Consider the following 23,336-nt stretch of genomic DNA (forward strand, 5'->3'; position numbering starts at 1 on the left):
AGCTCAGGGGATAGAGCAACGGTTTCCGGTACCGTGTGTCGCAGGTTCGATTCCTGTCGAGCGCGCTAATTTTATGAAAGCCACGTGGAATAGACATCTTGGTTGATTATTTGACTGAGATCACTAACACGTGGTTTTTTATTAGGGTATATTTTCAGTTAGCAAGCCTAGCCAAAAAAGCACCACCTATAGCGAAAAAAGGAACTACATCAAATAAAATACAATACTGATCTAAAAAACTGTTATAATGAATCTTTCACATTATGTGTATTTATTAAATCGAATGTTTGAACGTTCGTATATCAACAAGAAATGAAATAGTCTAGTTTGGATAAAACTAAGTTATGAGTAATGATAAATAGAATTATGAGGTGTATAAATGAGTAAAGCTAAAGGCAAGGGCGGTACAGGAAGAGGTACAGATAAAAAAGGTTGGAATCGTTGGCAAGCAAAGGCTAAGAAAAAAGCGAATGCGAAACCTTATGTAAGTAAAGGTACTAAGAATAAAGGAACTTCGAATTAAACTAGTAATTCATAATGTGTAATTTATTAAAGATACTGTAATTTAAGGTCTTCAAAATTTTGCATTTTATGTCATCGGTATAGATAGTATGGAAAATTTACCAATCATGATTTTATTGCTTTCTGCATTTTATCATGTTATAGTTTTACTTGCGATGAGCTAATTTGAGTAAGTCGAGAGATATGCGTAAGCTAAACGCGCGAATGTGGTCGCCCGGTCTCTCGCCTCAAACGCATCAAGACGTCTGCTGCGGCAGGCGTCTTTCTTTTTGTTTCTTTATTTGTGTATAATAGTAAATAAATATTACGATTGAAGGGAATGTTTGTGTGTTAACTTTTAAAGAATACACTGTAGAAGAAATTAAAGATCCATTTGGTATTATTGAAGGTGACAGATATGAGTTTATCCTATACATTGATGTGCCTGAGGATGATGAATTATACAATGAAAAAGGTATATACATAAAAGCATTATTTGGTGTAAAAGGCGAAGAATCTAAAGTAATTAAGTATGATTTATTTGAAGTAGAAACAAATAATTATTTAGACTTCGATTTAGAGGAAGATGAAGAAGTAGAATTAAAAGAATTTTGTAAAACACATATAACTGTCGAAGATTAATTTATTCATGATTATTGCGTCATCAGGAACACAGATAGTCGTCGAAACATGGAAAATGAGTCTAAATTATAACACACTAAGTGAATTGTATTAACACAGTGTTTGGTGTATTACACACTGATAATACACTAGCAGAATCCATAAATATATTTCATTATTAAAACCTTGATTTTTCAAGGTTTTTTTATTTGTTAAAAAATAATAATAAGACTTTTTAGAAAATTGGCACAGTAATTGCAATATTAAAATTGATGAATCACTTGTTTTTGTAACGAATCAAATCTTTTGTCTTTATATGTAAAAATGTAAGCGTTACAAAAATAAGTAAATTTAAGTTTGGAGGTGGAGAATGAATATCTTATTGGTATGTTCCGCAGGGATGTCTACTAGTTTGCTTGTTACGAAAATGGAACAAGCAGCACAGGCGAAAGGAATTCAAGCTAAGATTTGGGCTGTTGCAGGTGATGCAGCAAAGGAAAATTTAGAAAAAGCAGATGTATTACTACTTGGACCTCAGGTTCGTTATCTTGCCTCAGAAATGAAGAAGCTAGCTGAACCTAAGGGAATACCAGTGGATGTTATTAACCCGGTTCATTATGGTCTTATGAACGGTGAAGCAGTATTAGAAATGGCATTAAATTTGAAGAAATAACGGGGCGTTTAAAAATTAAAGAGAAAAGAAGGTGTACTCAAGATGATGCAATTTGCTGAAAAGTATATTATGCCGGCAGCGGCGAAGTTCGGAAATCAACGTCATTTATTAGCAATTCGTGATGCGTTAATTGGTATGATCGCAATTACGATGATTGGAGCATTTGCAACTCTGATCAATAACTTAGGCGGAGCTATTAAAGGCTACGACAATATGATGGAAGCAATTTTTGGTGTGAATTGGAAAACACTAGGTGGCGACATTTGGTGGGGAACATTTGCATTCATGACAGTATTTGCTGTTGTTGGTATTGCCCATAAGCTAGCACGTTCTTATGGAGATGAAGGTTTTGAAGCAATGTTAGTTGCCTTGGCATCTTATTTTGTATTAGTTCCTCAATCTTTAGCGGCTGTATCTGTTACACTTGAAGGTGGAGAAACAGCAACAGGTGGTGCTTGGGGATTCATTAGCTGGAATTCATTAAATACTACAGCACTATTTACTGGTATCATTGTAGCGATTGTTGCAACTGAGATTTTTGTTAGATTAGCAAGAGTAAAACAATTAGTGATCAAATTACCGGATGGTGTTCCACCAGCGGTTTCAAAAGCATTTGCAAAATTATTACCTGGTATGTTAACAATTTTTATCGTAGCTCTAGTTGGATTATTATTTAGATTATATATTTCTGACGGCGTATTCTTTAACGACTGGTTAAATTCAGTACTTGTAAAACCATTAACAAATGCTGCAGATTCATTAGGCTTTGCGGTAGCAATCGCATTCTTTGTTCACTTCTTCTGGGCATTAGGTTTACACGGTCCAAATATTTTAGGTGGTATTACAACACCATTATTAACAGCATTAGGTAACCAAAATATCGATTTATACGCAAAAAATGTAACTGACTTAGATAAATATGCAGTACTAGCTGGCCCATTCTTAGATGCATTCGTTTATATGGGTGGATCTGGTACGACAATTGGATTACTGATCGCAATGTTTATTGTTAACCGTAGACGTAATAAACAAATGATCGCATTAGGTACTCCACCATCATTGTTCAATATTAATGAACCAATCATTTTCGGATTACCAATCGTATTAAACCCAGTTTGGTTAATTCCATTTATTTTAACACCAATTTTATTAACAATTATTTCTTATTTAGCAGTTGCTTCACATTTAGTGTACCCAGTTGTATCAACAATTCCTTGGGTTACTCCTCCAATTATTGGTGGTTATTTAGCAACAGGTGGTCACGTATCAGGTGCTGTATTAGCAGCAGTAAACGTAGTTATTTCAATCATCGTTTATTTACCATTCGTTGTTGTAGCTGAGCGTATGGAAGTTAAAAAAGCAACAGAAACTTCTAATAATAACACATTAAATCTTTAATAGATTTGAAGGGAAGAGTGCAAATGACTACTGACACGAATATAGAACAAATTGCATTCCAACTAATATTACATGCTGGAAACGCTAAAAGTTTATTAATGGAAGCAATGTACATTGCACGAGAAGGGAAATTTAGTGAAGCGCGAGAAAAGGTAACTGAAGCAAATGCTGAACTAAGAAAAGCTCATCATTCTCAAACGACTTTAATTCAAAGTGAGGCGAGTGGGGAAAAATATCCTATTAATATTTTGCTTGTACATGCACAGGATCATTTGATGAACTGTTTAACAACCAGGGATTTAGTTGAAGAAATTATTTTTCTACATGAAAAAACTTCACAGCTATAAATAAATGAAGGTGGTATAGCATTGGGCTATACCACCTTTCTTATGTTAAAGTGTATAATTTAGTAAATTTAACTTAATTTTTTAAAAACAATAAAACACTATTTGATTAGTGTGTTTTAAGAGTGACACACTACTAAAAGATATAACACACTAAAGATATATCTGTAAAATATCACGTGAGCGTGATAACACACTAATTATCGACTCTAAAATGGTTTGCATGATCAATGAAATATTTTGAGTGATGAACTACTGGTGTAATAGGCTTTTTTTAATATTTTCAAATAATAAATAGTTCTTTTAAAAGACTTGGCATGGTAATTGCAATATAAAAGAGTGTAAACACAAATTAAATAGTTTGTAGTCGGTTTATTATATTAGATGAATAGTTTAATCTACGTTGTAAGCGCTACAAATAATATCAAATGTAGGAGGAATCGTAATGAATATTTTATTAGCTTGTTCTGCGGGAATGTCTACTAGTTTACTAGTAACAAAAATGGAAAATGCCGCAAAAGAAAAAGGTATTGAAGCAAAAATTTGGGCTGTGTCAGGAGATGCAGCGAAGGATAATTTGGATAAAGCAGATGTTCTTTTATTGGGTCCTCAAGTACGTTACTTAGCATCGGAAATGAAGAAAATTGCTGAACCAAAAGGAATTCCTGTTGATGTTATTAATCCAGTACATTATGGATTAATGAACGGAGAAGCTGTATTGGAATTAGCTCTAAGTCTTAAAAAGTAATTGAATTGAATTATTAATTGAAAATAAAGGAGCTCTATGACAATGATGAATTTTATAGAAAAGTATATCATGCCAACTGCTGGTAAAATTGGTAGCCAACGTCATTTATTAGCGATCCGTGATGCGTTAATCGGAATGATTGCAATTACAATGGTCGGTTCGTTTGCAGTATTAATCAACAACTTAGGTGGTGCTATTAAAGGCTACGATAAAATGATGGAAGCGGTTTTCGGATTAAACTGGAAAACCTTAGGTGGGGACATTTGGTGGGGTACATTTGCATTCATGACTGTATTTGCAGTAGTGGGGATCGCAAATAAACTTGCCCGTTCATACGGAGATGAAGGTTTCGAGGCAATGTTAGTAGCACTGGCTTCATACTTTGTATTAGTACCACAATCTTTAAGTGCAGTAACTGTAACGCTTGAAAATGGTGAAACAGCAACTGGTGGTGTATGGGGTCTAGTAAACTCTACTTATACTAACTCAACTGCATTATTTACAGGTATTATTGTAGCGATTATAGCAACTGAAATATTTGTTCGTTTATCTAAAGTAAAACAATTAGTTATCAAATTACCTGATGGTGTACCTCCAGCAGTATCTAAAGCTTTTGCAAAATTGATTCCTGGTATGTTAACAATTTTCATTATCGCTTTAGTAGGATTAGTATTTAGATTGTATTTATCAGATGGGGTATACTTCAACGATTGGTTAAACTCTGTACTTGTTAAACCATTAACGAATGCAGCGGATTCATTACCATTCGCAATTGGAATCGCATTCTTCATTCACTTCTTCTGGGTGTTAGGATTACACGGTCCAAACATTTTAGGTGGTATTACAACACCATTATTTACAGCATTAGGAAATGAAAACATTGATTTAGCTGCAAAAGGTGTACAAGATTGGGATAAATACAATGTTATGGCAGGACCATTCTTTGATGCATTCGTATTTTTAGGTGGATCCGGTGCAACACTTGGATTAATTATCTCAATGATATTAGTAAATAGAAAACGTAATAAACAAATGATAGCACTTGGTGGTGCGCCTGGTATTTTCCAAATTAACGAACCAGTACTATTCGGTCTGCCAATCGTATTAAATCCAATGTGGTTTATTCCATTTATCGGAACGCCAATTGTTTTAACAATCACTTCATATTTATCGATTTCTTGGGGATTAGTACATCCTGTTACAACAAACATCCCTTGGGTTACACCGGCTATTTTTGGTGGTTGGTTATCAACAGGTGGTCACATTTCAGGTGCCATCTTAGCAGCGGCTAACTTAGCAATTTCAATATTAATTTATATTCCTTTTGTTGTAATGCAAGAGCGAATTGACATCAGAAAAATTAAAGAGGCAGCGAATAATCAAAGTGCTTCTATGTAATAGTTTGAGGGGGATACGAAATGAGTACTATAGTGAATGTTGAGCAAACAGCGTTTCAATTAATCTTACATGCTGGGAATGCCAAAAGTTCATTAATGGAAGCAATGCAAGCTGCTCGTGCAGGAAATTTAGATGAAGCACATTGTAAGATTGAAGAAGCAAAAGAAGAATTAAATCATGCACATCATGCTCAAACTTCGCTGATCCAGGGTGAAGCTCGCGGTGAGAAAGTAGAATTAAATATTCTATTGATTCACGCACAAGATCACTTGATGAATGCTTTAACAATGAGAGAGTTAGTAACTGAGATTATTCATCTACATGAAAAAATAAATAAATAATAGAATAATAATGAAATAGAAAAGTAGTTAACCATATTGAACTAGCTACTTTTCTTTTATAAAACTGGTATAGAAAACTAGGTTAAAATGCGATACAAAATAGAGTGTAAGGAGTGGGGACAATGAGTAATGGTATTAAAATTGTAACGATTGGTGGCGGTTCTAGTTATACTCCAGAGTTAGTCGAGGGGTTTATTAAGCGATATGATGAGCTACCTGTAAGAGAATTATGGTTAGTTGATATTGAAGCTGGAAAAGAAAAGCTTGAAATTGTTGGTAATTTGGCGAAACGCATGGTTGCAAAAGCAGGCGTACCAATGGAAATACACTTAACTCTTGATCGCCGTGAAGCTTTAAAAGACGCTGATTTTGTTACTACTCAATTCCGTGTTGGTTTACTTGAGGCACGTATGAAAGACGAAAGGATTCCTTTGAAATATGGAGTAATCGGTCAAGAAACAAACGGTCCAGGTGGATTATTTAAAGCCCTTCGTACAATCCCAGTAATTTTAGATGTCGTAAAAGATATGGAAGAACTATGTCCAAATGCTTGGTTAGTAAACTTTACAAATCCAACTGGTATTTTAACAGAAGCTATATTACGATATACGAATTTCCGTAAAGTGGTTGGTTTATGTAATGTTCCAATTCATATTCATATGAATATTGCAAAAGGATTAGGTGTAGAGGCTGAACGTGTTCATATTGATTTCATGGGCTTAAATCATATGGTTTATGGAACAAAAGTATTATTAGACGGTGAAGATGTTACAAGCAGAGTAATTAGTGAATTCGCTCGTCCGTCTGAAAGTATGACGATGCAAAATATTAAAGCAATGGATTGGAATCCTGACTTTATTGAAGCGTTAGGTGCAATCCCATGTCCTTACCACCGTTACTATTATCAATCTAAAGTAATGCTGGAAGAAGAATTGGAAGCAGCGAAAAAAGACGGAACTCGTGCTGAAGTCGTTAAAAAATTAGAAGATGATTTATTTGAACTTTATAAAGATCCAAATTTAAATATTAAACCACCTCAATTAGAAAAACGTGGTGGAGCTTACTATAGTGATGCAGCATGTCGTTTAATTTCCTCTTTATATAACAATAAATGTGATATACAGCCGGTTAATACAATGAATAATGGTGCGATTGCTTCTATTCCTGATGACTGCGCGGTTGAAGTAAGTGCAGTTATAACGAAAGACGGCCCGAGACCATTAACAATGGGTGATTTACCAGTCGCGGCTCGCGGATTAGTTCAACAGATTAAATCGTTTGAACGAGTAGCAGCAGAAGCTGGTGTAACAGGTGATTACAAAACGGCATTACTTGCAATGTGTATTAATCCACTTGTTGGTTCAGATAACTTAGCAAAACAAATTTTAGATGAGATGTTAGAAGCACATAAAGAACATTTGCCACAGTTCTTTAAAAATGAAACAGTAACTGCTAATTAATAGGTAACACGATGTTTGCAAAAAAGGATGTAACTCATCTAGTAGAGTATCATCCTTTTTTTATCCTACGTACGGTAAAGGAGCAATCTTATGACGAAAATAATTGTTAATGCAGATGATTTTGGTTATTCAAAGGGAGTTAACTTAGGCATAATTGAGGCTCATTTAAATGGAATTGTGAATTCAGCAACTATGATGATGAATATGTATGCGGTAGAGCATGGGGTCGAATTAGCTAAAAAATATCCAACATTAGGACTTGGTGTTCATTTAGTTTTAACTGCTGGAAAGCCTTTAGTTAAGGATTTAAAAGGGATAGTAGATCAAAATGGGGTGTTCCTAAAACAATCTTACTGGTATGGAAATCCAACAGAATCAAGAATCGATGAAGTTGAACAAGAGTGGGACGCTCAAATTCAAAGATTCCTGTCTTTTGGGCTAACACCGACGCATCTTGATAGCCATCACCATGTACACATGATTCCTGTACTTCAACCAGTTATTGCTAAATTGTCTCAAAAGTATGATTTACCTGTTCGAATCTCAGACCAACATACCATTGATGGAATCAAACCTTTTACAGATCAATTATTAACAGACTTTTACGGAAGTGACATTCCGTTAGATTACTTTGAAACTATTACTGAACGAATTAAAAGTGGAGTGGGATCAGTTGAGGTTATGGTGCATCCAGCATTAGTAGACAATCACTTGAAAAATGGTACATCCTATTGTTTTGAAAGATTAACTGAATTAGATATATTAACAGCTGCAAAACTTCCAAGTGAGATTGAATTAGTCAAATATTAAGAAATAGACTCTGTCATTGTGAATAATGGCTTTGTGAGAGTCAAGATAAAAAGCCACTTTTCTCTATATTAATATAGAAGAAAGTGGCTTTTTTCTAGTTGGTTATTGGGACTTCATTGCGGGAATAAAATTCTAGTAGATAACATATTTCATCGTCAGGAATGATAATATCGCATGCTTCTTCAATTTGTTGAAGTATTTTTTTCATTTTTAAATAAAGCATATAGTGACTATTGATTTTATCTTCCTTGTTTTTAAATGGTGTTAGTGGTTCATCGTTTTGAATGCGATTAATCATACAACTCATATGAATAACGATTCCCATTAAATCTTCATTCTTAAAGAATGTACCTGTTTGGACTTGGATATCATTTAATGAACGGCGGATGACGCTAATAACGTTCTTTGCATTATTTAAAGAAATTGTATCTTGCAAGGTTTCGGCCATTTTTAAATACGTTTCTTCATAAGTAATTAATTCTTGTATCCTTTTTGTTGCTTTCATATTTAGGACATCCTGTAAGTGGAATGTATTATAAGGAACATGAATGTCAAAATTGGAAACAATACAAACAATATTCCGTTCTTTTGATATATCAATTAACATTTTCTGTAATTCTTCCTTATTTAAAAGGCTAATTGGAACAATTTCTATCATCTCTTTATCATAGAACAAGTTATTACTTAGTATATTTTTAATGGCGATAGCACTTCCCTGACCTGTCAGACATGCAGTTAGAATAACAGAGCGGTAAAATTCAGTTGGTTTTTTCTTGCTTGAATGTGCATTAATAAAGAAAGTAGTAAGATTACGAACATCTTGATACAGTTCATCTAAACTATAACCTAAAGTAGCTTTTCTAGATGCTTCGATTACATGTGCAGTACTAACCATTTGAATGACACGAACTGGAATGGAACATTCTGCTTCTATAATGTCTCCGATGTATGCCAATGAACCCATATCAATGCATAATAAAATGCCATTTAATTTACCTAATGATTTTATATACTCTTTAACTCTAACTAGAAAATCTTGAGGTGGTTCGCTTAATGGCATATCGATTCCTATGACTTCATCATTTTCTAATAACTCATTAGTAACTGCTGCCATTTCTCTTGCGATTCCATTACCATGAGCTAGAACGATTACCTTAACGTTCGAAGTTTGTTCTTTGAAATCTTCATTTCCATATACGAAAAACATCGTAATAAAAGCAACTTCATCAAATGGGATAGAGACATTTGTATAATCTTCAATCATTTTTACACATTCAATTGATATCGAAAATTCATTTTTATATTGATCACGAATTTGAGTTATATTTGGATGGTAAATCTTCTTGTTTGACTGAATACGTTGTAAGAGAGTTTGTATATGCAAACTGAATGCAACAAGAATTTTCTCGCTAAATTTTTTATTTAATTTATCTTCAGCAAATTTTAATACTTTTTCAGTTAAAGTAACAATTTCTGGTTGCATGATTTTTTGAATGTTTTCTTTACTTGAGAGTTTACGATTAATTGAAGTTAAGTAGTGTGTAAAATAACTTTCAATATCGTTTTCCATTAGTAAAGATAGTTCATCTTGTGCGACTCCTCGCTGTTTCAATTCTTCATATTTCGTATCAATACGGTCATAAATTGTATCAGTATCATCCATTTGTGGATTACTAATCATGCCTTTTGTTGGTGAGAATTCAAAATGCTCGTTTAAAAGAGTAATTGAATGCTTCACTTTTTTCTCAATAAACAAACCTTCCTTCACATACCAATTTAAATCAGTACTGTAAATTCGGATTTTATCGTTTTGGTTTGTAATAAAGTCTGCATATGCTTTCGCACAAGCTAATTGAATATCTGCTTTTAATTGTCCGATATTGTTTTGGCAAGGATAGAAAAGAAATGAACGGATTGTATTTGCGCTGACAACAATTTCTTTACCAAGACGAAGACTTTCCTCTGAAAAAAATCTTTTAATAAGTGTGAATCTTTCTTCATAAGTTCTGTCTCGTAAAGCTGGTAATTTTATGACCATCGGAATTCGACGAGTAAATGTAGATAATAAAGTTGAGCTTGGATCTTCAGTTGTAGCTGAAATGATGAGTACATTTGATGTTCGTTCGTTCTCAGTCTCTCCTAGTCGTCTATACAACTTATAGTCAATAAAAGTAAATAACATTTCTTGACCTTCAGGTGTAAGACGATGAATCTCATCCAAAAATAAAATACCATTGTTTGCCTTTTCAAGTAATCCTTTTTGTTCTGTTGCTCCTGTGTATGCGCCTTTTCTTACCCCGAAAAGTTGACCTAATAAAAGCTGAGGGTTATTTGCATAATCGGCACAATTAAATATAATGAAAGGGGAATCCTGACTTAAGATATTGGAACGTATTGCAAACTCATGCATTTTCGCTGCAAATGCAGATTTACCGACTCCTGTTTCACCCAAAATTAAAGTGTGCATTCCATTGGGAGGATATAGTATAGCTGACCTTGCTTTTTCAATTGCAGGCCTTAAACTAATATTCTCATCATAAAAATATTCGTGCTTATATTCAGAGGAAGGTTTCTCTCCTGGAACAGGAACCTGATGTTTTACTTTTGAGTTCATATTCGATTGGAGCTGAAATAAAACGGGTCTAGAATTTGTTTTATCTAATAAACCCTCTTTTACTAATTTATTTAAATCACTGCTAACGTTTGCACGATCTAAATTTAACATTGTAGCAATTTCATTTGCCGTATAGCCTTGTGCATTACTTTGTTGGACAAAAACTTCATAAATTTGGTTTTTTCTATTCATATTAGCCCACCTGTAATTTGAAGTTGTATACTTTTACTATACAGGAAATAGTAAACGTTTTCACTATATTTTAATATTGAAACAATTCGTCAAGTACTATGAAAAAGTTTAATATCGAGTAAAATAGTCTTAAGGGAGTGAAGTAGTATGGAAATGAATTTAATGCAAAAACAATCATTAAAACTAGCTATGACCCAAGAACTGCGACAAGCCATTACAATGCTTCAGTATAATGCCCAAGAGCTAACGGATTTTTTATTTGAGCAATCATTAGAAAATCCATTAATTGAAGTTGAAACTCCTTATAGCGATTACTCATCAAGAAAAGTCAGTAAGCAAACTACTACTCAAGATCATGGTATGGAAATATATACACGTAAGACAGAAAGCTTGCAGGAAGAACTAATAAGTCAACTGAACGAGTTGAAATTAGATCATGATGAATATCGGATTATAAAATATTTAATATATAACATAGATAAGAATGGATTTTTAATGGAAACCGATGAAGAGCTTGTAAGTGAACTAGCGATTTCATATTCACAATTACAGATTTGTATTGAAATTCTACAAAAATTTGAACCAGCCGGTGTTGGTGCTAGATCTGTAAAAGAGTGTTTATCCATTCAATTAAACGGACTTAATCGTGATACTTCAATTGCCAAACAAATTATAAATGAATACTTTGATATGTTTGTAAATAAAAATTGGAAAGAAATTGCGAAGAAGTTGAAAATGAGTTTAGGAGAATTACAAAAAGAAATAGATCTAATTTTAACATTACAACCTAGACCAGGGTTGAATTATTATCAAGATCAAGTAAACTATGTAGCGCCTGATTTATCTGTTGAAAAAATTGGTGAAGAATTTGTTGTATTGATCAATGATAAAATTATGCCAAGGTTAAAAGTATTAAGTGAATATTCCTCAATTTTAAATGGACAACACGAAAAGGAAGTATCTGCCTATTTAAAGGATAAAAATACACAAGTGAACTGGTTAATGAAAAGCCTTGAAGAACGAAAATCAACAATGCTATCAGTAATGAATTGTATCCTTCATAAACAGTTTGCGTTCTTTGACAAAGGACCAGCATTTTTAAGATCATTAACTTTGAAAGAAATTGCTGAAGAGCTTTCACTACATGAATCAACAATTAGTCGTACTTGCAAAAATAAGTATGTACAAACACCTTTTGGATTGTTTGAAATGAAACAATTTTTCCATCAAGGCGTAAGTGCCGATGGGGAAGAACTTGCTTCTACAAGTGTTCAGGTGTTTATTAAACAGCTAGTTGATGGAGAAAATAAAGAAAAGCCATTCTCAGATCAAAAGTTAGTAGAGTTACTATCACAAAAGCACGGAGTTGAGATTTCTAGACGAACAGTTGCTAAATATAGAGATATATTGAGAATACCTGGATCTTCAAAACGAAAGCGCTTTAGTTAAAAGGAGAACAGATGCATGACAATTAAGTTAACATTTTTCACAAAAGAAAATTGCGGCTTATGTAATGAAGCAAAGGAAATCATTGAGTCGCTTCGTTTAGAACATAAAATAGAAGTAACTGAAATCGATATCTATTCATATGATGAATTATTAGAGAGATATCAGTTGATGATTCCTGTTATTCAAATCAATGGCGAAACCATTGCTTATGGAAAAATTCATAAAAACGACATATTAAATGCGATTAAATAGGTGCTTATCTATTGAAAGAAATAGGTAACCCTGTTACAATGTAAATGTAGCAGGGTTATTTCATTTCTGGAGTATATCTTGTATCGAAAAACAACGTTGAAAAGCGCTGTAATTTTTTTATAACAAGTGGGACATAATACGTCATAGTGGGACGTATTGAGTCCATCAGAAATACTCTGCGAAAGAGGAGATGAAAATGAACCATATTTTAAAGCTACAACACAAATTGTTACCCGATCTAATTCCGGTTATTCAAAAAAGATTTCTAATCCTACAATACATTCGAATTATGCAACCGATTGGTCGTAGAAACTTGTCCGTTAGCGTAGGAATAACAGAAAGAGTACTTAGATCAGAAGTTGCTCTTTTAAAGGAGCAGAGATTAATTAATGTTGCATCCTCAGGCATGACATTAACGGAAGAAGGTTTAAGCTTACTACTCGATTTAGAAGAACCAATGCGTGAACTATTTGGCTTAAAAAACATCGAAGACCAATTAAAGGATATGTTTAACCTAAAAGAGGTCATAGTTGTTTCAGGCGATAGTGATGAATTGGCTTGGGTTAAAAAAGAGATGGGCCGTGCAACCGTTGGCTGTATAAACCAAAGGATAGATACAAATAATATTGTTGCTGTTACTGGTGGTTCCACTTTAGCTGCCGTAGCTGAAATGATGAATGCAGATTCGAAAGAACTTAATCCTTTATTTGTACCAGCTAGAGGCGGTTTAGGGGAAGAAGTACGAAATCAAGCAAATACAATTTGTGCGAAAATGGCTGAAATGGCTAAAGGTAATTATCGTTTATTACATTTACCGGATGAATTAAGTGAGGATGCATATCTCACAATGATGGAAGAACCGAAAGTAAAAGAGGTTCTAAATTTAATTCGTTCTTCGTCAATGGTGATTCATGGTATCGGTGAAGCATTTACAATGGCGAAACGAAGACAATCATCTTCTGAACAATTAGAAACTTTGATTGAATCTGAGGCTGTTGGAGAAGCATTTGGATATTACTTTAATGAAAATGGCGAAGATGTCTACAAGGTGCGAACAATTGGTTTGCAGCTTGATGAATTAAAAAATATTCCATATGTATTAGCAGTGGCTGGAGGATCTTCAAAGGCGAAATCCATTGCATCTTTCTTAAAGAAAGGGCATGTAAACATTCTCGTAACAGATGAAGGCGCAGCAAGAGAGTTAATTAAAGGAAGTACCCTTTAACTATAATAAAAATTAGATTCTACCTACTATAAGGAGGAAATTATAATGGCAACTAAAATTGGTATTAATGGATTTGGACGTATTGGACGTATGGTTTTCCGTGCAGCTTTAAAAAACCCTAATGTAGAGGTTGTTGCAATTAACGATTTAACAGATGCTCAAACATTAGCACACTTATTAAAATATGATTCAGTACACGGTGGAGTTGACGCTGAAGTAGCTGTAAATGGTGATTCTATCGTTGTTAACGGTAGCGAAATCAAAGTTATTGCTGAGCGTGACCCAGCAGTTTTACCTTGGAGCGATTACGGAGTAGAAGTAGTAGTTGAGTCTACTGGTCGTTTCACAGACAAAAAAGACGCTGAAAAACATTTAGGTGGATCAGTTAAAAAAGTAATTATCTCTGCACCAGCTTCTAACGAAGATATCACAATCGTTATGGGTGTAAACGAAGATAAGTATGATGCTGCTAGCCACAACGTACTTTCAAATGCTTCTTGTACAACAAACTGTTTAGCTCCTTTCGCTAAAGTATTAGACGAAAAATTTGGTATCAAACGTGGTATGATGACAACTGTTCACTCTTACACAAATGACCAACAAATCTTAGATTTACCACATAAAGATTTACGTCGTGCACGTGCTGCTGCAATGAGCATGATTCCTACAACAACTGGTGCTGCTAAAGCTGTTTCATTAGTATTACCACAATTAAAAGGTAAATTAAACGGTGGAGCTGTACGTGTTCCAACTGCTAACGTATCATTAGTTGACCTTGTTGTAGAATTAAATGCTGAAGTTACAGCTGAAGAAGTAAATGCTGCGTTCAAAGCTGCTGCTGAAGGCGAATTAAAAGGTATCTTAGGATACTCTGAAGAGCCATTAGTATCAATCGATTATAACGGATGTTCTAACTCTTCAACAATCGATGCATTATCTACAATGACTATGGAAGGTAACATGGTTAAAATCCTTTCTTGGTACGACAACGAAACTGGTTACTCTACTCGTGTAGTTGACTTAGTAGATTACATCGCTTCTAAAGGCCTATAATTTTAATAGAAAAATAAATACGAGGGCGAGGATATTCCTCCCCTCTTTTATATGAAATAAATCTTCTGAAAGTCAATCACCCAACAAAAATGTGAAAATTACTCAAGAAATAAATTCCAACAATATACATAATCTGTTAAAATTGCGGTGACAATATCACAGAATAGAAGACGTATTTGTAGAAATATGAATAGATTCGTCAGTTCTGAGAAGAAAATTTTCAATATCTAATTGGCTTTTTACAACTCAATGGATACTGGAATGAATATGAAAAACGTACTGGAGGCACCTGAAATGAACAAAAAGTCTTTACGTGACATCGATGTAAAAGGTAAACGCGTATTTTGCCGTGTAGATTTTAATGTCCCAATGGCAAATGGTGAAGTAACAGATGAGACACGTATTCGTGCTGCACTTCCTACTATTCAATATTTAGTAGAAAACGGAGCAAAAGTAATTTTAGCTTCTCATTTAGGACGTCCAAAAGGACAAGTAAATGAAGAATTACGCTTAAATGCTGTTGCAAAACGTTTAAGTGAAAAATTAGGTAAAGAAGTTCTTAAATCTGATGAAGCTTACGGACCGAAAGTTCAAGAAGAAATCAGCAAAATGAACCAAGGCGATGTTTTATTATTAGAAAACGTTCGTTTCTACCCAGGTGAAGAGAAGAATGATGAAGTTCTATCTAAAGAATTTGCTGCACTTGCTGATGTATATGTAAATGATGCATTTGGTGCTGCCCACCGTGCGCATGCTACAACAGCTGGAATTGCTAAACATATCCCTGCAGTAGCTGGTTTCCTTATGGAAAAAGAAATCAATGTACTAGGTAAGGCACTTTCCAACCCAGAACGTCCTTTCACAGCAATCATTGGTGGAGCAAAGGTTCGCGATAAAATAGGTGTAATTGAAAACTTATTAGAAAAAGTAGATCACTTAATTATCGGTGGTGGCCTTGCTTACACATTCTTAAAAGCAAAAGGATTTGAAATTGGAAAATCACTTTTAGAAGAAGATAAAATTGACTTAGCAAACGAATTTATGCAAAAAGCGGAAGCAAAAGGTGTTAAATTCCATATGCCAGTTGACGTAGTAATTGCTGATAAATTCGGTGAAGATGCTAACACAAAAGTTGTTGATATCGATCAAATTCCTGCGGATTGGGAAGCTCTTGATATTGGACCAAAAACAACAGCTCTTTACGCTGATGTAATCAAAAACTCTAAATTAGTTATTTGGAATGGACCAATGGGAGTATTTGAAATCGATAAATTTGCTCAAGGTACAATAGGTGTTGCTCAAGCATTAGCAGACTCTGACGCTTACTCAATTATTGGTGGCGGAGATTCAGCTGCAGCTGCAGAAAAATTTGGTTTAGCAGATCAAATGAGCCATATTTCTACTGGCGGCGGTGCTTCATTAGAGTTTATGGAAGGTAAAGAACTTCCAGGCGTAGCACTTTTAAATGATAAATAAGATCACAAGAATAGAATTGTTTTAGAATATACAGTAAGATAGAATATCTTACTAACCGTAAGGATGGTGTTTCACATGCGTAAACCGATTATCGCAGGTAACTGGAAAATGAATAAAACGCTTAGCGAAGCAATGTCATTCGTTGAGGAAGTAAAAAATAGTGTGCCAGCATCTGATAATGTAGATGCAGCTGTTTGTGCATCTGCACTATTTCTTGCACCAATGGTAGAAGCAGTAAAAGGAACTGATTTAAAAATCGGCTCACAAAATGTAAGTGACAAAGATAGCGGTGCTTATACTGGAGAAATTAGTCCAGTTGCATTAAAAGACTTAAACGTAACTTATGCTATCATTGGTCATTCTGAGCGCCGTGAATACTACAGCGAGACAGATGAATTCATTAACAGCAAAACTAAAAAAGCATTTGAACATGGTTTAACACCAATTCTTTGCTGTGGTGAAACGCTAGAGGAACGTGAAGGTGGTAAATTTGAGGAAGTCATTCGTACTCAATTAACTGCTGATCTAGCGGGCCTTACTGAAGATCAAGTTAGTAATTTAGTAATTGCTTATGAGCCGATTTGGGCGATTGGTACTGGTAAATCTGCAACTGAAAAAGATGCTCAAGAATCATGTAAGTTTGTTCGTGATGTTGTTGCTAGTCTTTACAATGTAAATGTTGCAGAAGCTGTACGAGTGCAATATGGCGGAAGTGTAAAACCAGAAAACATTAAAGAATACATGGCACAACCAGATATAGACGGTGCTTTAGTTGGTGGTGCAAGTCTAGAACCTGCTTCTTTCCTTGCTTTATTGGAGGCTGTTAAGTAATGAGTAAAAAACCAGTAGCTCTAATCATCCTTGATGGATTTGGTTTGCGTGAAGAAACATTTGGTAATGCTGTTGCGCAAGCAAAAAAACCAAACTATGATAGATATTGGAATCAGTATCCACATGCACAATTAATTGCATCTGGTGAAGCAGTTGGGCTTCCAGAAGGACAAATGGGTAATTCTGAAGTTGGACATTTAAATATCGGGGCTGGACGTATCGTTTATCAAAGCTTGACGCGTGTGAACAAAGCTATTCGTGAAGGTGAATTTGAAAAAAATGACACTTTTATTGATGCTATGAAGTGCGCGAAAGAAAAAGGTAAAGGACTTCATATTTTCGGTTTATTGTCTGACGGAGGTATACATAGTCATATAAACCACATGTTTGCTTTATTAAAATTAGCTGCTGAAGAAGGTTTAGAAAAAGTATATGTTCATGCTTTTCTTGATGGAAGAGATGTTGGACCAACTACAGCTAAAAAATATATAGATCTAACAGAAGCAAAATTTAAAGAAATTGGTGTAGGTGAATTTGCAACAATTTCAGGTCGTTACTACTCTATGGACCGTGATAAACGTTGGGATCGTGTTGAGAAATGCTATCGTGCAATGGTTTATGGTGAAGGTCCTACTTACTCAAATCCATATGAATTAATTGAAGATTCATATGCAAATGGGATCCATGATGAGTTCGTTTTACCTTCTGTTATCGTTAAAGAAGATGGTAAACCTGTTGCAACTGTTGAAGATGATGATTCTATTATCTTCTACAACTTCCGACCAGACCGTGCAATTCAAATTTCTAATGTGTTTACAAATGAAGATTTCCGTGATTTTGATCGTGGAACAGAGTTTCCAAAGAATGTTCATTTTGTGTGCTTAACACATTTTAGTGAAACGGTTCAAGGTTATGTTGCATTTAAACCAACTAACTTAGATAACACTTTAGGTGAAGTGCTAGCTCAAAATAATTTAACACAATTACGTATTGCTGAAACTGAAAAGTATCCACATGTTACATTTTTCTTCAGTGGCGGTCGTGAAGCACAGTTCCCAGGTGAAGAGCGTATCTTAATTAATTCACCTAAGGTTGCGACTTACGATTTACAACCTGAAATGAGTGCTTATGAAGTGAAAGATGCTCTTTTAAAAGAGATTGCTGCTGATAAGCATGATGTAATTATCTTAAACTTTGCAAATCCAGATATGGTTGGTCATTCAGGGAAACTTGAGCCAACGATCAAAGCGATTGAAGCTGTGGATGAATGCTTAGGAGAAGTAGTAGATGCAATCATTGCTAAAGGTGGAAAAGCGATCATCACTGCAGACCATGGGAATGCTGATGAAGAAGTTACACCAGAAGGTCAACCAATGACAGCTCATACAACTAACCCAGTTCCTGTAATCGTAACTGAAGAAGGTATTACTTTACGTGAAGATGGAATTTTAGGAGACTTAGCTCCTACTGTTCTAGATTTATTAAAAGTAACACAACCAAACGAAATGACTGGTAAATCACTTATTAATAAGTGAACAGTTAATATATAAGTTTTACAATAAGCGTATAGCGCATTTAAAGGAGAGATTTTATTATGTCAATGATTATTGATGTTTACGCTCGCGAAGTATTAGATTCTCGTGGTAATCCTACTGTTGAAGTAGAAGTTTACACTGAAGATGGTGGCTTTGGCCGTGCATTAGTTCCAAGTGGTGCTTCAACTGGTGAATACGAAGCAGTTGAATTACGTGATGGAGATAAATCACGTTACCTTGGTAAAGGTGTAGAAAAAGCAGTTTCAAACGTAAATGATATTTTAGCTGAAGAAATCGTAGGATACGAAGTAACTGAACAAACTGCAATCGACTTACGTATGATTGAATTAGATGGTACAGAAAATAAAGGTAAATTAGGTGCAAATGCTATTCTTGGTGTATCTATGGCAGTAGCTCGTGCAGCAGCTGACGAATTAGGTTTACCATTATACCAATACCTTGGTGGATTCAACGCTAAACAATTACCAGTACCAATGATGAACATCATTAATGGTGGTTCTCATGCTGATAACAACGTAGACTTCCAAGAATTTATGGTTTTACCTGTTGGAGCTAGCAGCTTTAAAGAAGCAATCCGTATGGGTACTGAAATCTTCCACAACCTAAAAGCTGTATTAAGCTCTAAAGGCTTAAACACTGCTGTAGGTGACGAAGGTGGATTTGCTCCAAACCTTGGTTCAAATCGTGAAGCTTTAGAAGTAATTATGGAAGCTATCGAAAAATCTGGTTACAAGGCTGGCGAAGAAGTATTCTTAGGTATGGACGTTGCGTCTTCTGAGTTCTACAACAAAGAAACTGGTAAATATGATCTTGCAGGTGAAGGCCGTACTGGCGTATCTTCAGCTGAAATGGTTGATTTCTACGAGCAACTTTGCAACGACTTCCCAATTCTTTCAATCGAAGATGGCTTAGATGAAAATGACTGGGATGGACATAAATTATTAACTGACCGTCTAGGTAAAAAAGTACAATTAGTTGGTGACGATTTATTCGTTACAAACACTAAAAAGCTTTCTGAAGGTATTGAAAAAGGTATCTCTAACTCAATCCTGATCAAAGTTAACCAAATCGGTACATTAACTGAAACATTCGAAGCAATCGAAATGGCTAAACGTGCTGGTTACACTGCTGTAGTTTCTCACCGTTCTGGTGAAACTGAAGATAGCACAATTGCTGATATCGCAGTTGCTACAAACGCAGGTCAAATCAAAACTGGTTCTGCATCTCGTACAGACCGTATCGCAAAATACAACCAATTATTACGTATTGAAGACGAATTAGGCGAAAGCGCAGTATACCAAGGCTTAAAATCTTTCTACAACTTACGTAAATAATTTAAAAATCACATCATAGACACAACAAAATAAAAATGTATGTTAAGTAAAACAAAAACAAAACATAATCCATTATAGACACTAAAAAGAGAAGGCCCCTTACCTTCTCTTTTTTTGTGTTTATATTTTAAAAAAACAACTTTCTAGTCCTCGTCTTATGCTTGTCGGGGCTGAACACGGCGCTTCCACTTTTCTATTGTCTAGTTCCAGTAACTTGCCCCTCGAGTCATAAGCCCGATCCCAAAGAAGGTAAAAAGCAACTTCTTCGAGCTCGTTATTATGCTGGTCGGGGCAGAGCGAGTTACTTCCACTTTTTTGATTGTCTAGTTCCAGCGCCTAGCCCCTCGAGGTCATAAGCCGATGCCAATAAAAGTTAAAAAGCAACTTTTCTAGTCCTCGTCTTATGCTTGTCGGCGCTGAACGCGGCGCTTCCACTTTTCTTTCTACTTAATCGTCTTAACTTTCGATCTCCTAGCTACCCAAATTGCGATGATTAGTGCACCTACTGTGTCTGCAACTAGGTCTGTCATTGTGTCGAAGTTTCCTCCGCCTTGGGTTGATGTTCCGAGGAATTGGTCTGCGCTAAATTCATAAATTTCCCAAAGCACTCCCCCGAAAACACCAAAAGAGAGTACGTAAAGAAATATAAACCAGGCTGACATTTCACTCCTTGATTGATCGGTCGTAAACTTTTCCATTAAGTCGACAGCAAGGAAGGACATTAATGCACCACTTAGTAAATGAAGAAAAGGTGTGTCCCACCAACCTAATGAATAGAGCTTTAACATTGAACCAAGGCATTGTGAAGCGATTAAGAAAGCAAAATATGAAATAATGAATGGCATAGTAAATCGGATTTTTAAAAATTTATCTAGAGCAAATGGAATGAGACCACATATGATACCACCGATGGCAATTTGATATCGATACGTATCTCCTTTTAAGAAAAAGATGAAAAATAGTGCAACCATCAATACGCTATAACCAAGACTTAATATCGTTTGAAAACCTCTTTTCATTTTCAACACCTCTTTATTCCATATAAAAACTAAGAAATATTCATTACTATCAATTTTCCCTAATTGACAAATTCTACGCAAAATGACTTGGACTAAACTGCTTAATAAAATAATGGGAAGGAATCAATAGAGGATTTCTCGAATACTTAAAAGGTTACTTTTGGTATACTATTAAAATAATTGTATTGTATATATATACTGGTTAGTTTGCGTTTTTATCAGTGCTAAAAAGGTCAATTAATAACATACGATAAATTAAATAGTTACTTATTACATATGAAATGAAGGGGTTATGATGAAAAACTGGGAAGGGTTAATTTCGGCCGAAGATAGAACAAAAATTTATCTTAGAAAATTTATACCAGACCATCCGATTGCAGTCGTTCAAATTGTACATGGTATGGCTGAACATGGAGGAGCATACGAGAAATTCATTGAATACTTAGTTCACCAAAACATTGCGGTCTATATACATGATCAAAGAGGCCACGGAAAAACAGCCAAGAATGAGGATGACTTAGGTTATTTTGGAGATGAAATTGCATGGGACCAAATTGCAAAAGATATTATTTATATAACGAAAATCATCAAAGAAGAATTGAGTGTTCCACTTATTTTATTTGGTCATAGTATGGGTTCGTACCTAAGTAGACGAGTTGTTCAATTAGACGGAGAGTTATATGATGGGCTAATTTTATCAGGTACCGGATTTGACCCTGGCATTTTAAGAAAGTTAGGGGTATTTTTATCAGGTTCTGAAACATTTATCATGGGTGCAAAAGGAAGAAGTAAAATATTGGATTTTTTAACATTTGGTAATTTTAACAATCATTTTAAATTTCCAAGAACTAAATATGATTGGTTAACGCGTGATGAAGCCGAAATCGATCGTTATATCAAAGATCCTTTTTGTGGATTTATTTGTTCACCGAGTTTTTATCGCGAGCTTTTAAATGGGGTTGGGATTATCCATCGAAAAGAAGAAGTAAGAAAAACGCCAACAAATTTACCTATTTATATTTTTTCTGGAAGTAAAGATCCCGTCGGTCAAAATGGTGATGGAGTGAAAAGAGTTTACGAGCTCTATAAAGATTTAGGTTGTAATGATTTAACAATGAAACTGTACGATGAAGGTCGTCATGAAATGTTACACGAAATAAATAAAGAGGACGTTTACTTAGATGTTAAAACATGGATAGAACAACATGTACTCTCATCTTGAAGTAAACTGTTCTTCATAGTAGAATAATAAGTAACAGTGTTTACTGTGGAGGTGAAGAAATGCATACGTTTTTATCTGTTTTATTAATTATCGTTTCAGTTCTTATGATTGTTCTTGTTTTACTTCAATCAAGTAAAAGTAATGGATTATCAGGTGCGATTTCTGGTGGAGCTGAACAGCTTTTCGGAAAACAAAAAGCACGTGGTTTTGAATTAGTTTTACAAAGAATAACAGTTGTTGTAGCAGTATTATTCTTCATTTTAACAATTGCTGTAACTTATTTAAAACTGTAATAAACTAGCTGCCTTCTAAAGGTGGCTTTTTTATTTTAAGCTTGAAGTAAAGTGAAAGACAGGGTAGTACATATGAATTTCCTAAACAAATTTTATGCAGTCATCTTATCCGCGATCATGATTAGTGGAATATGGGGATGGTTTTCTAGTACACCAGAAAAAGAAAGAGTTTATGAGTGCTGTTACACGGGAGTATTTGAAGGATTTGTGATTTCGTTACCAATTACATTTACCTGTTATATGATTTTTGGTATCGGAGTTGCCTATATCATTGATGAGTTAACAAAAGTGTTTCATATTAAAAAGTTCATTTACGTGTTCCAATTCATCATGTTTACAATTGCTGGTGTTGTTGTTGCGATGATATTTGCTATTATGGAGAGTATTGGACTAACGATGTTTTACGCATTATTCAGTGTTCCAGCATCTCTTCTATACTTTCACGTTTTATTTTTTATAAAACTGCTTAGAAATTTAGTCAGCACAAAAAGAAAGAGACAACCTTAAATTAGTTGTCTCTTTTTGA

23 protein-coding genes and 1 tRNA gene are annotated in these 23,336 nt (G+C 34.7%); 22 read left to right on the plus strand and 2 right to left on the minus strand.

Annotated elements, in window-relative coordinates; genetic code table 11:
• The 11 genes from V7056_RS07950 (at nucleotide 1) to chbG (ending at nucleotide 8,294) form a co-directional block, all read left to right on the plus strand.
• Nucleotides 1-62, plus strand: a tRNA-Arg gene (locus V7056_RS07950).
• A 317-nt stretch (nucleotides 63-379) separates the two neighbouring features.
• Nucleotides 380-523, plus strand: a complete 144-nt coding sequence (locus V7056_RS07955; protein ID WP_499700856.1) for a DUF3934 family protein — start codon at nucleotides 380-382, stop codon at nucleotides 521-523.
• Nucleotides 524-849: 326 nt separating this feature from the next.
• Nucleotides 850-1,143, plus strand: a complete 294-nt coding sequence (locus V7056_RS07960) for a DUF6509 family protein (protein ID WP_499700857.1) — start codon at nucleotides 850-852, stop codon at nucleotides 1,141-1,143.
• A 349-nt stretch (nucleotides 1,144-1,492) separates the two neighbouring features.
• The gene (locus V7056_RS07965) at nucleotides 1,493-1,795 is read left to right on the plus strand and encodes a PTS sugar transporter subunit IIB (protein WP_088000782.1); all 303 of its coding nucleotides are present in this window, start codon (nucleotides 1,493-1,495) and stop codon (nucleotides 1,793-1,795) included.
• Between the two features lie 42 nt (nucleotides 1,796-1,837).
• Complete coding sequence (locus V7056_RS07970; RefSeq protein ID WP_499700859.1) at nucleotides 1,838-3,193, plus strand: PTS sugar transporter subunit IIC; 1,356 nt, start codon at nucleotides 1,838-1,840, stop codon at nucleotides 3,191-3,193.
• A 23-nt stretch (nucleotides 3,194-3,216) separates the two neighbouring features.
• Nucleotides 3,217-3,540 carry a PTS lactose/cellobiose transporter subunit IIA gene (locus tag V7056_RS07975; RefSeq protein WP_499700861.1) on the plus strand — a complete coding sequence of 108 codons (324 nt, stop codon included), beginning with the start codon at nucleotides 3,217-3,219 and terminating at the stop codon, nucleotides 3,538-3,540.
• A 442-nt stretch (nucleotides 3,541-3,982) separates the two neighbouring features.
• Entirely contained in the window at nucleotides 3,983-4,285 is a 303-nt protein-coding gene (locus tag V7056_RS07980) for a PTS sugar transporter subunit IIB (RefSeq protein ID WP_107901422.1), read from the plus strand.
• Between the two features lie 42 nt (nucleotides 4,286-4,327).
• Nucleotides 4,328-5,683 (plus strand): PTS sugar transporter subunit IIC, encoded by a 1,356-nt coding sequence (locus tag V7056_RS07985; RefSeq protein ID WP_499700863.1) that lies wholly within the window; start codon nucleotides 4,328-4,330, stop codon nucleotides 5,681-5,683.
• A gap of 20 nt (nucleotides 5,684-5,703) precedes the next feature.
• A complete protein-coding gene (locus V7056_RS07990; RefSeq protein WP_499700865.1) occupies nucleotides 5,704-6,024 on the plus strand; it encodes a PTS lactose/cellobiose transporter subunit IIA in 321 nt (106 codons plus the stop codon).
• A 122-nt stretch (nucleotides 6,025-6,146) separates the two neighbouring features.
• Complete coding sequence (locus tag V7056_RS07995) at nucleotides 6,147-7,484, plus strand: 6-phospho-beta-glucosidase (protein WP_499700867.1); 1,338 nt, start codon at nucleotides 6,147-6,149, stop codon at nucleotides 7,482-7,484.
• Between the two features lie 90 nt (nucleotides 7,485-7,574).
• Nucleotides 7,575-8,294, plus strand: coding sequence for a chitin disaccharide deacetylase (chbG, locus tag V7056_RS08000; RefSeq protein ID WP_499700869.1), 720 nt, complete (start codon nucleotides 7,575-7,577; stop codon nucleotides 8,292-8,294).
• Between the two features lie 94 nt (nucleotides 8,295-8,388).
• On the opposite strand, the gene V7056_RS08005 is transcribed toward chbG, so the two are convergent.
• Entirely contained in the window at nucleotides 8,389-11,100 is a 2,712-nt protein-coding gene (locus V7056_RS08005; protein WP_499700871.1) for a sigma-54-dependent transcriptional regulator, read from the minus strand.
• A 147-nt stretch (nucleotides 11,101-11,247) separates the two neighbouring features.
• On the opposite strand from V7056_RS08005, the gene rpoN reads away from it, so the two are divergent.
• The 8 genes from rpoN (at nucleotide 11,248) to eno (ending at nucleotide 20,276) form a co-directional block, all read left to right on the plus strand.
• Complete coding sequence (gene rpoN, locus V7056_RS08010; protein ID WP_499700873.1) at nucleotides 11,248-12,549, plus strand: RNA polymerase factor sigma-54; 1,302 nt, start codon at nucleotides 11,248-11,250, stop codon at nucleotides 12,547-12,549.
• Between the two features lie 15 nt (nucleotides 12,550-12,564).
• Nucleotides 12,565-12,801 (plus strand): glutaredoxin family protein, encoded by a 237-nt coding sequence (locus V7056_RS08015; protein ID WP_499700875.1) that lies wholly within the window; start codon nucleotides 12,565-12,567, stop codon nucleotides 12,799-12,801.
• Between the two features lie 196 nt (nucleotides 12,802-12,997).
• Nucleotides 12,998-14,026: a sugar-binding transcriptional regulator gene (locus V7056_RS08020; protein ID WP_499700877.1), complete on the plus strand. Its 1,029-nt coding sequence runs from the start codon at nucleotides 12,998-13,000 to the stop codon at nucleotides 14,024-14,026.
• A 45-nt stretch (nucleotides 14,027-14,071) separates the two neighbouring features.
• Complete coding sequence (gene gap, locus V7056_RS08025) at nucleotides 14,072-15,079, plus strand: type I glyceraldehyde-3-phosphate dehydrogenase (protein ID WP_499700879.1); 1,008 nt, start codon at nucleotides 14,072-14,074, stop codon at nucleotides 15,077-15,079.
• Nucleotides 15,080-15,373: 294 nt separating this feature from the next.
• On the plus strand, nucleotides 15,374-16,555 hold the full coding sequence (locus V7056_RS08030) for a phosphoglycerate kinase (RefSeq protein WP_499700881.1): 1,182 nt from the start codon (nucleotides 15,374-15,376) through the stop codon (nucleotides 16,553-16,555).
• Between the two features lie 75 nt (nucleotides 16,556-16,630).
• Nucleotides 16,631-17,386 carry a triose-phosphate isomerase gene (gene tpiA / locus V7056_RS08035; RefSeq protein WP_499700883.1) on the plus strand — a complete coding sequence of 252 codons (756 nt, stop codon included), beginning with the start codon at nucleotides 16,631-16,633 and terminating at the stop codon, nucleotides 17,384-17,386.
• Nucleotides 17,386-18,921, plus strand: coding sequence for a 2,3-bisphosphoglycerate-independent phosphoglycerate mutase (gpmI, locus tag V7056_RS08040; protein ID WP_499700885.1), 1,536 nt, complete (start codon nucleotides 17,386-17,388; stop codon nucleotides 18,919-18,921). Before tpiA ends, gpmI begins: the two co-directional genes overlap by 1 nt.
• A 59-nt stretch (nucleotides 18,922-18,980) precedes the next feature.
• Nucleotides 18,981-20,276, plus strand: a complete 1,296-nt coding sequence (eno, locus tag V7056_RS08045) for a phosphopyruvate hydratase (protein ID WP_499700887.1) — start codon at nucleotides 18,981-18,983, stop codon at nucleotides 20,274-20,276.
• 443 nt (nucleotides 20,277-20,719) lie between these two features.
• Here eno and V7056_RS08050 read toward each other — a convergent pair whose 3' ends face one another.
• Entirely contained in the window at nucleotides 20,720-21,295 is a 576-nt protein-coding gene (locus V7056_RS08050; RefSeq protein WP_499700889.1) for a DUF2238 domain-containing protein, read from the minus strand.
• Between the two features lie 295 nt (nucleotides 21,296-21,590).
• Between V7056_RS08050 and V7056_RS08055 the strand changes: the two genes are divergently transcribed.
• The 3 genes from V7056_RS08055 (at nucleotide 21,591) to V7056_RS08065 (ending at nucleotide 23,317) form a co-directional block, all read left to right on the plus strand.
• Complete coding sequence (locus V7056_RS08055; RefSeq protein ID WP_499700891.1) at nucleotides 21,591-22,517, plus strand: alpha/beta hydrolase; 927 nt, start codon at nucleotides 21,591-21,593, stop codon at nucleotides 22,515-22,517.
• A 59-nt stretch (nucleotides 22,518-22,576) separates the two neighbouring features.
• Nucleotides 22,577-22,810 (plus strand): preprotein translocase subunit SecG, encoded by a 234-nt coding sequence (secG, locus tag V7056_RS08060; RefSeq protein ID WP_088000739.1) that lies wholly within the window; start codon nucleotides 22,577-22,579, stop codon nucleotides 22,808-22,810.
• 72 nt (nucleotides 22,811-22,882) lie between these two features.
• Nucleotides 22,883-23,317 carry a hypothetical protein gene (locus V7056_RS08065; RefSeq protein WP_499700893.1) on the plus strand — a complete coding sequence of 145 codons (435 nt, stop codon included), beginning with the start codon at nucleotides 22,883-22,885 and terminating at the stop codon, nucleotides 23,315-23,317.
• Nucleotides 23,318-23,336 lie beyond the last annotated feature (19 nt).

The sequence above is a fragment of the Bacillus sp. JJ664 genome (assembly GCF_036962205.1).
Classification (GTDB): domain Bacteria; phylum Bacillota; class Bacilli; order Bacillales; family Bacillaceae_G; genus Gottfriedia.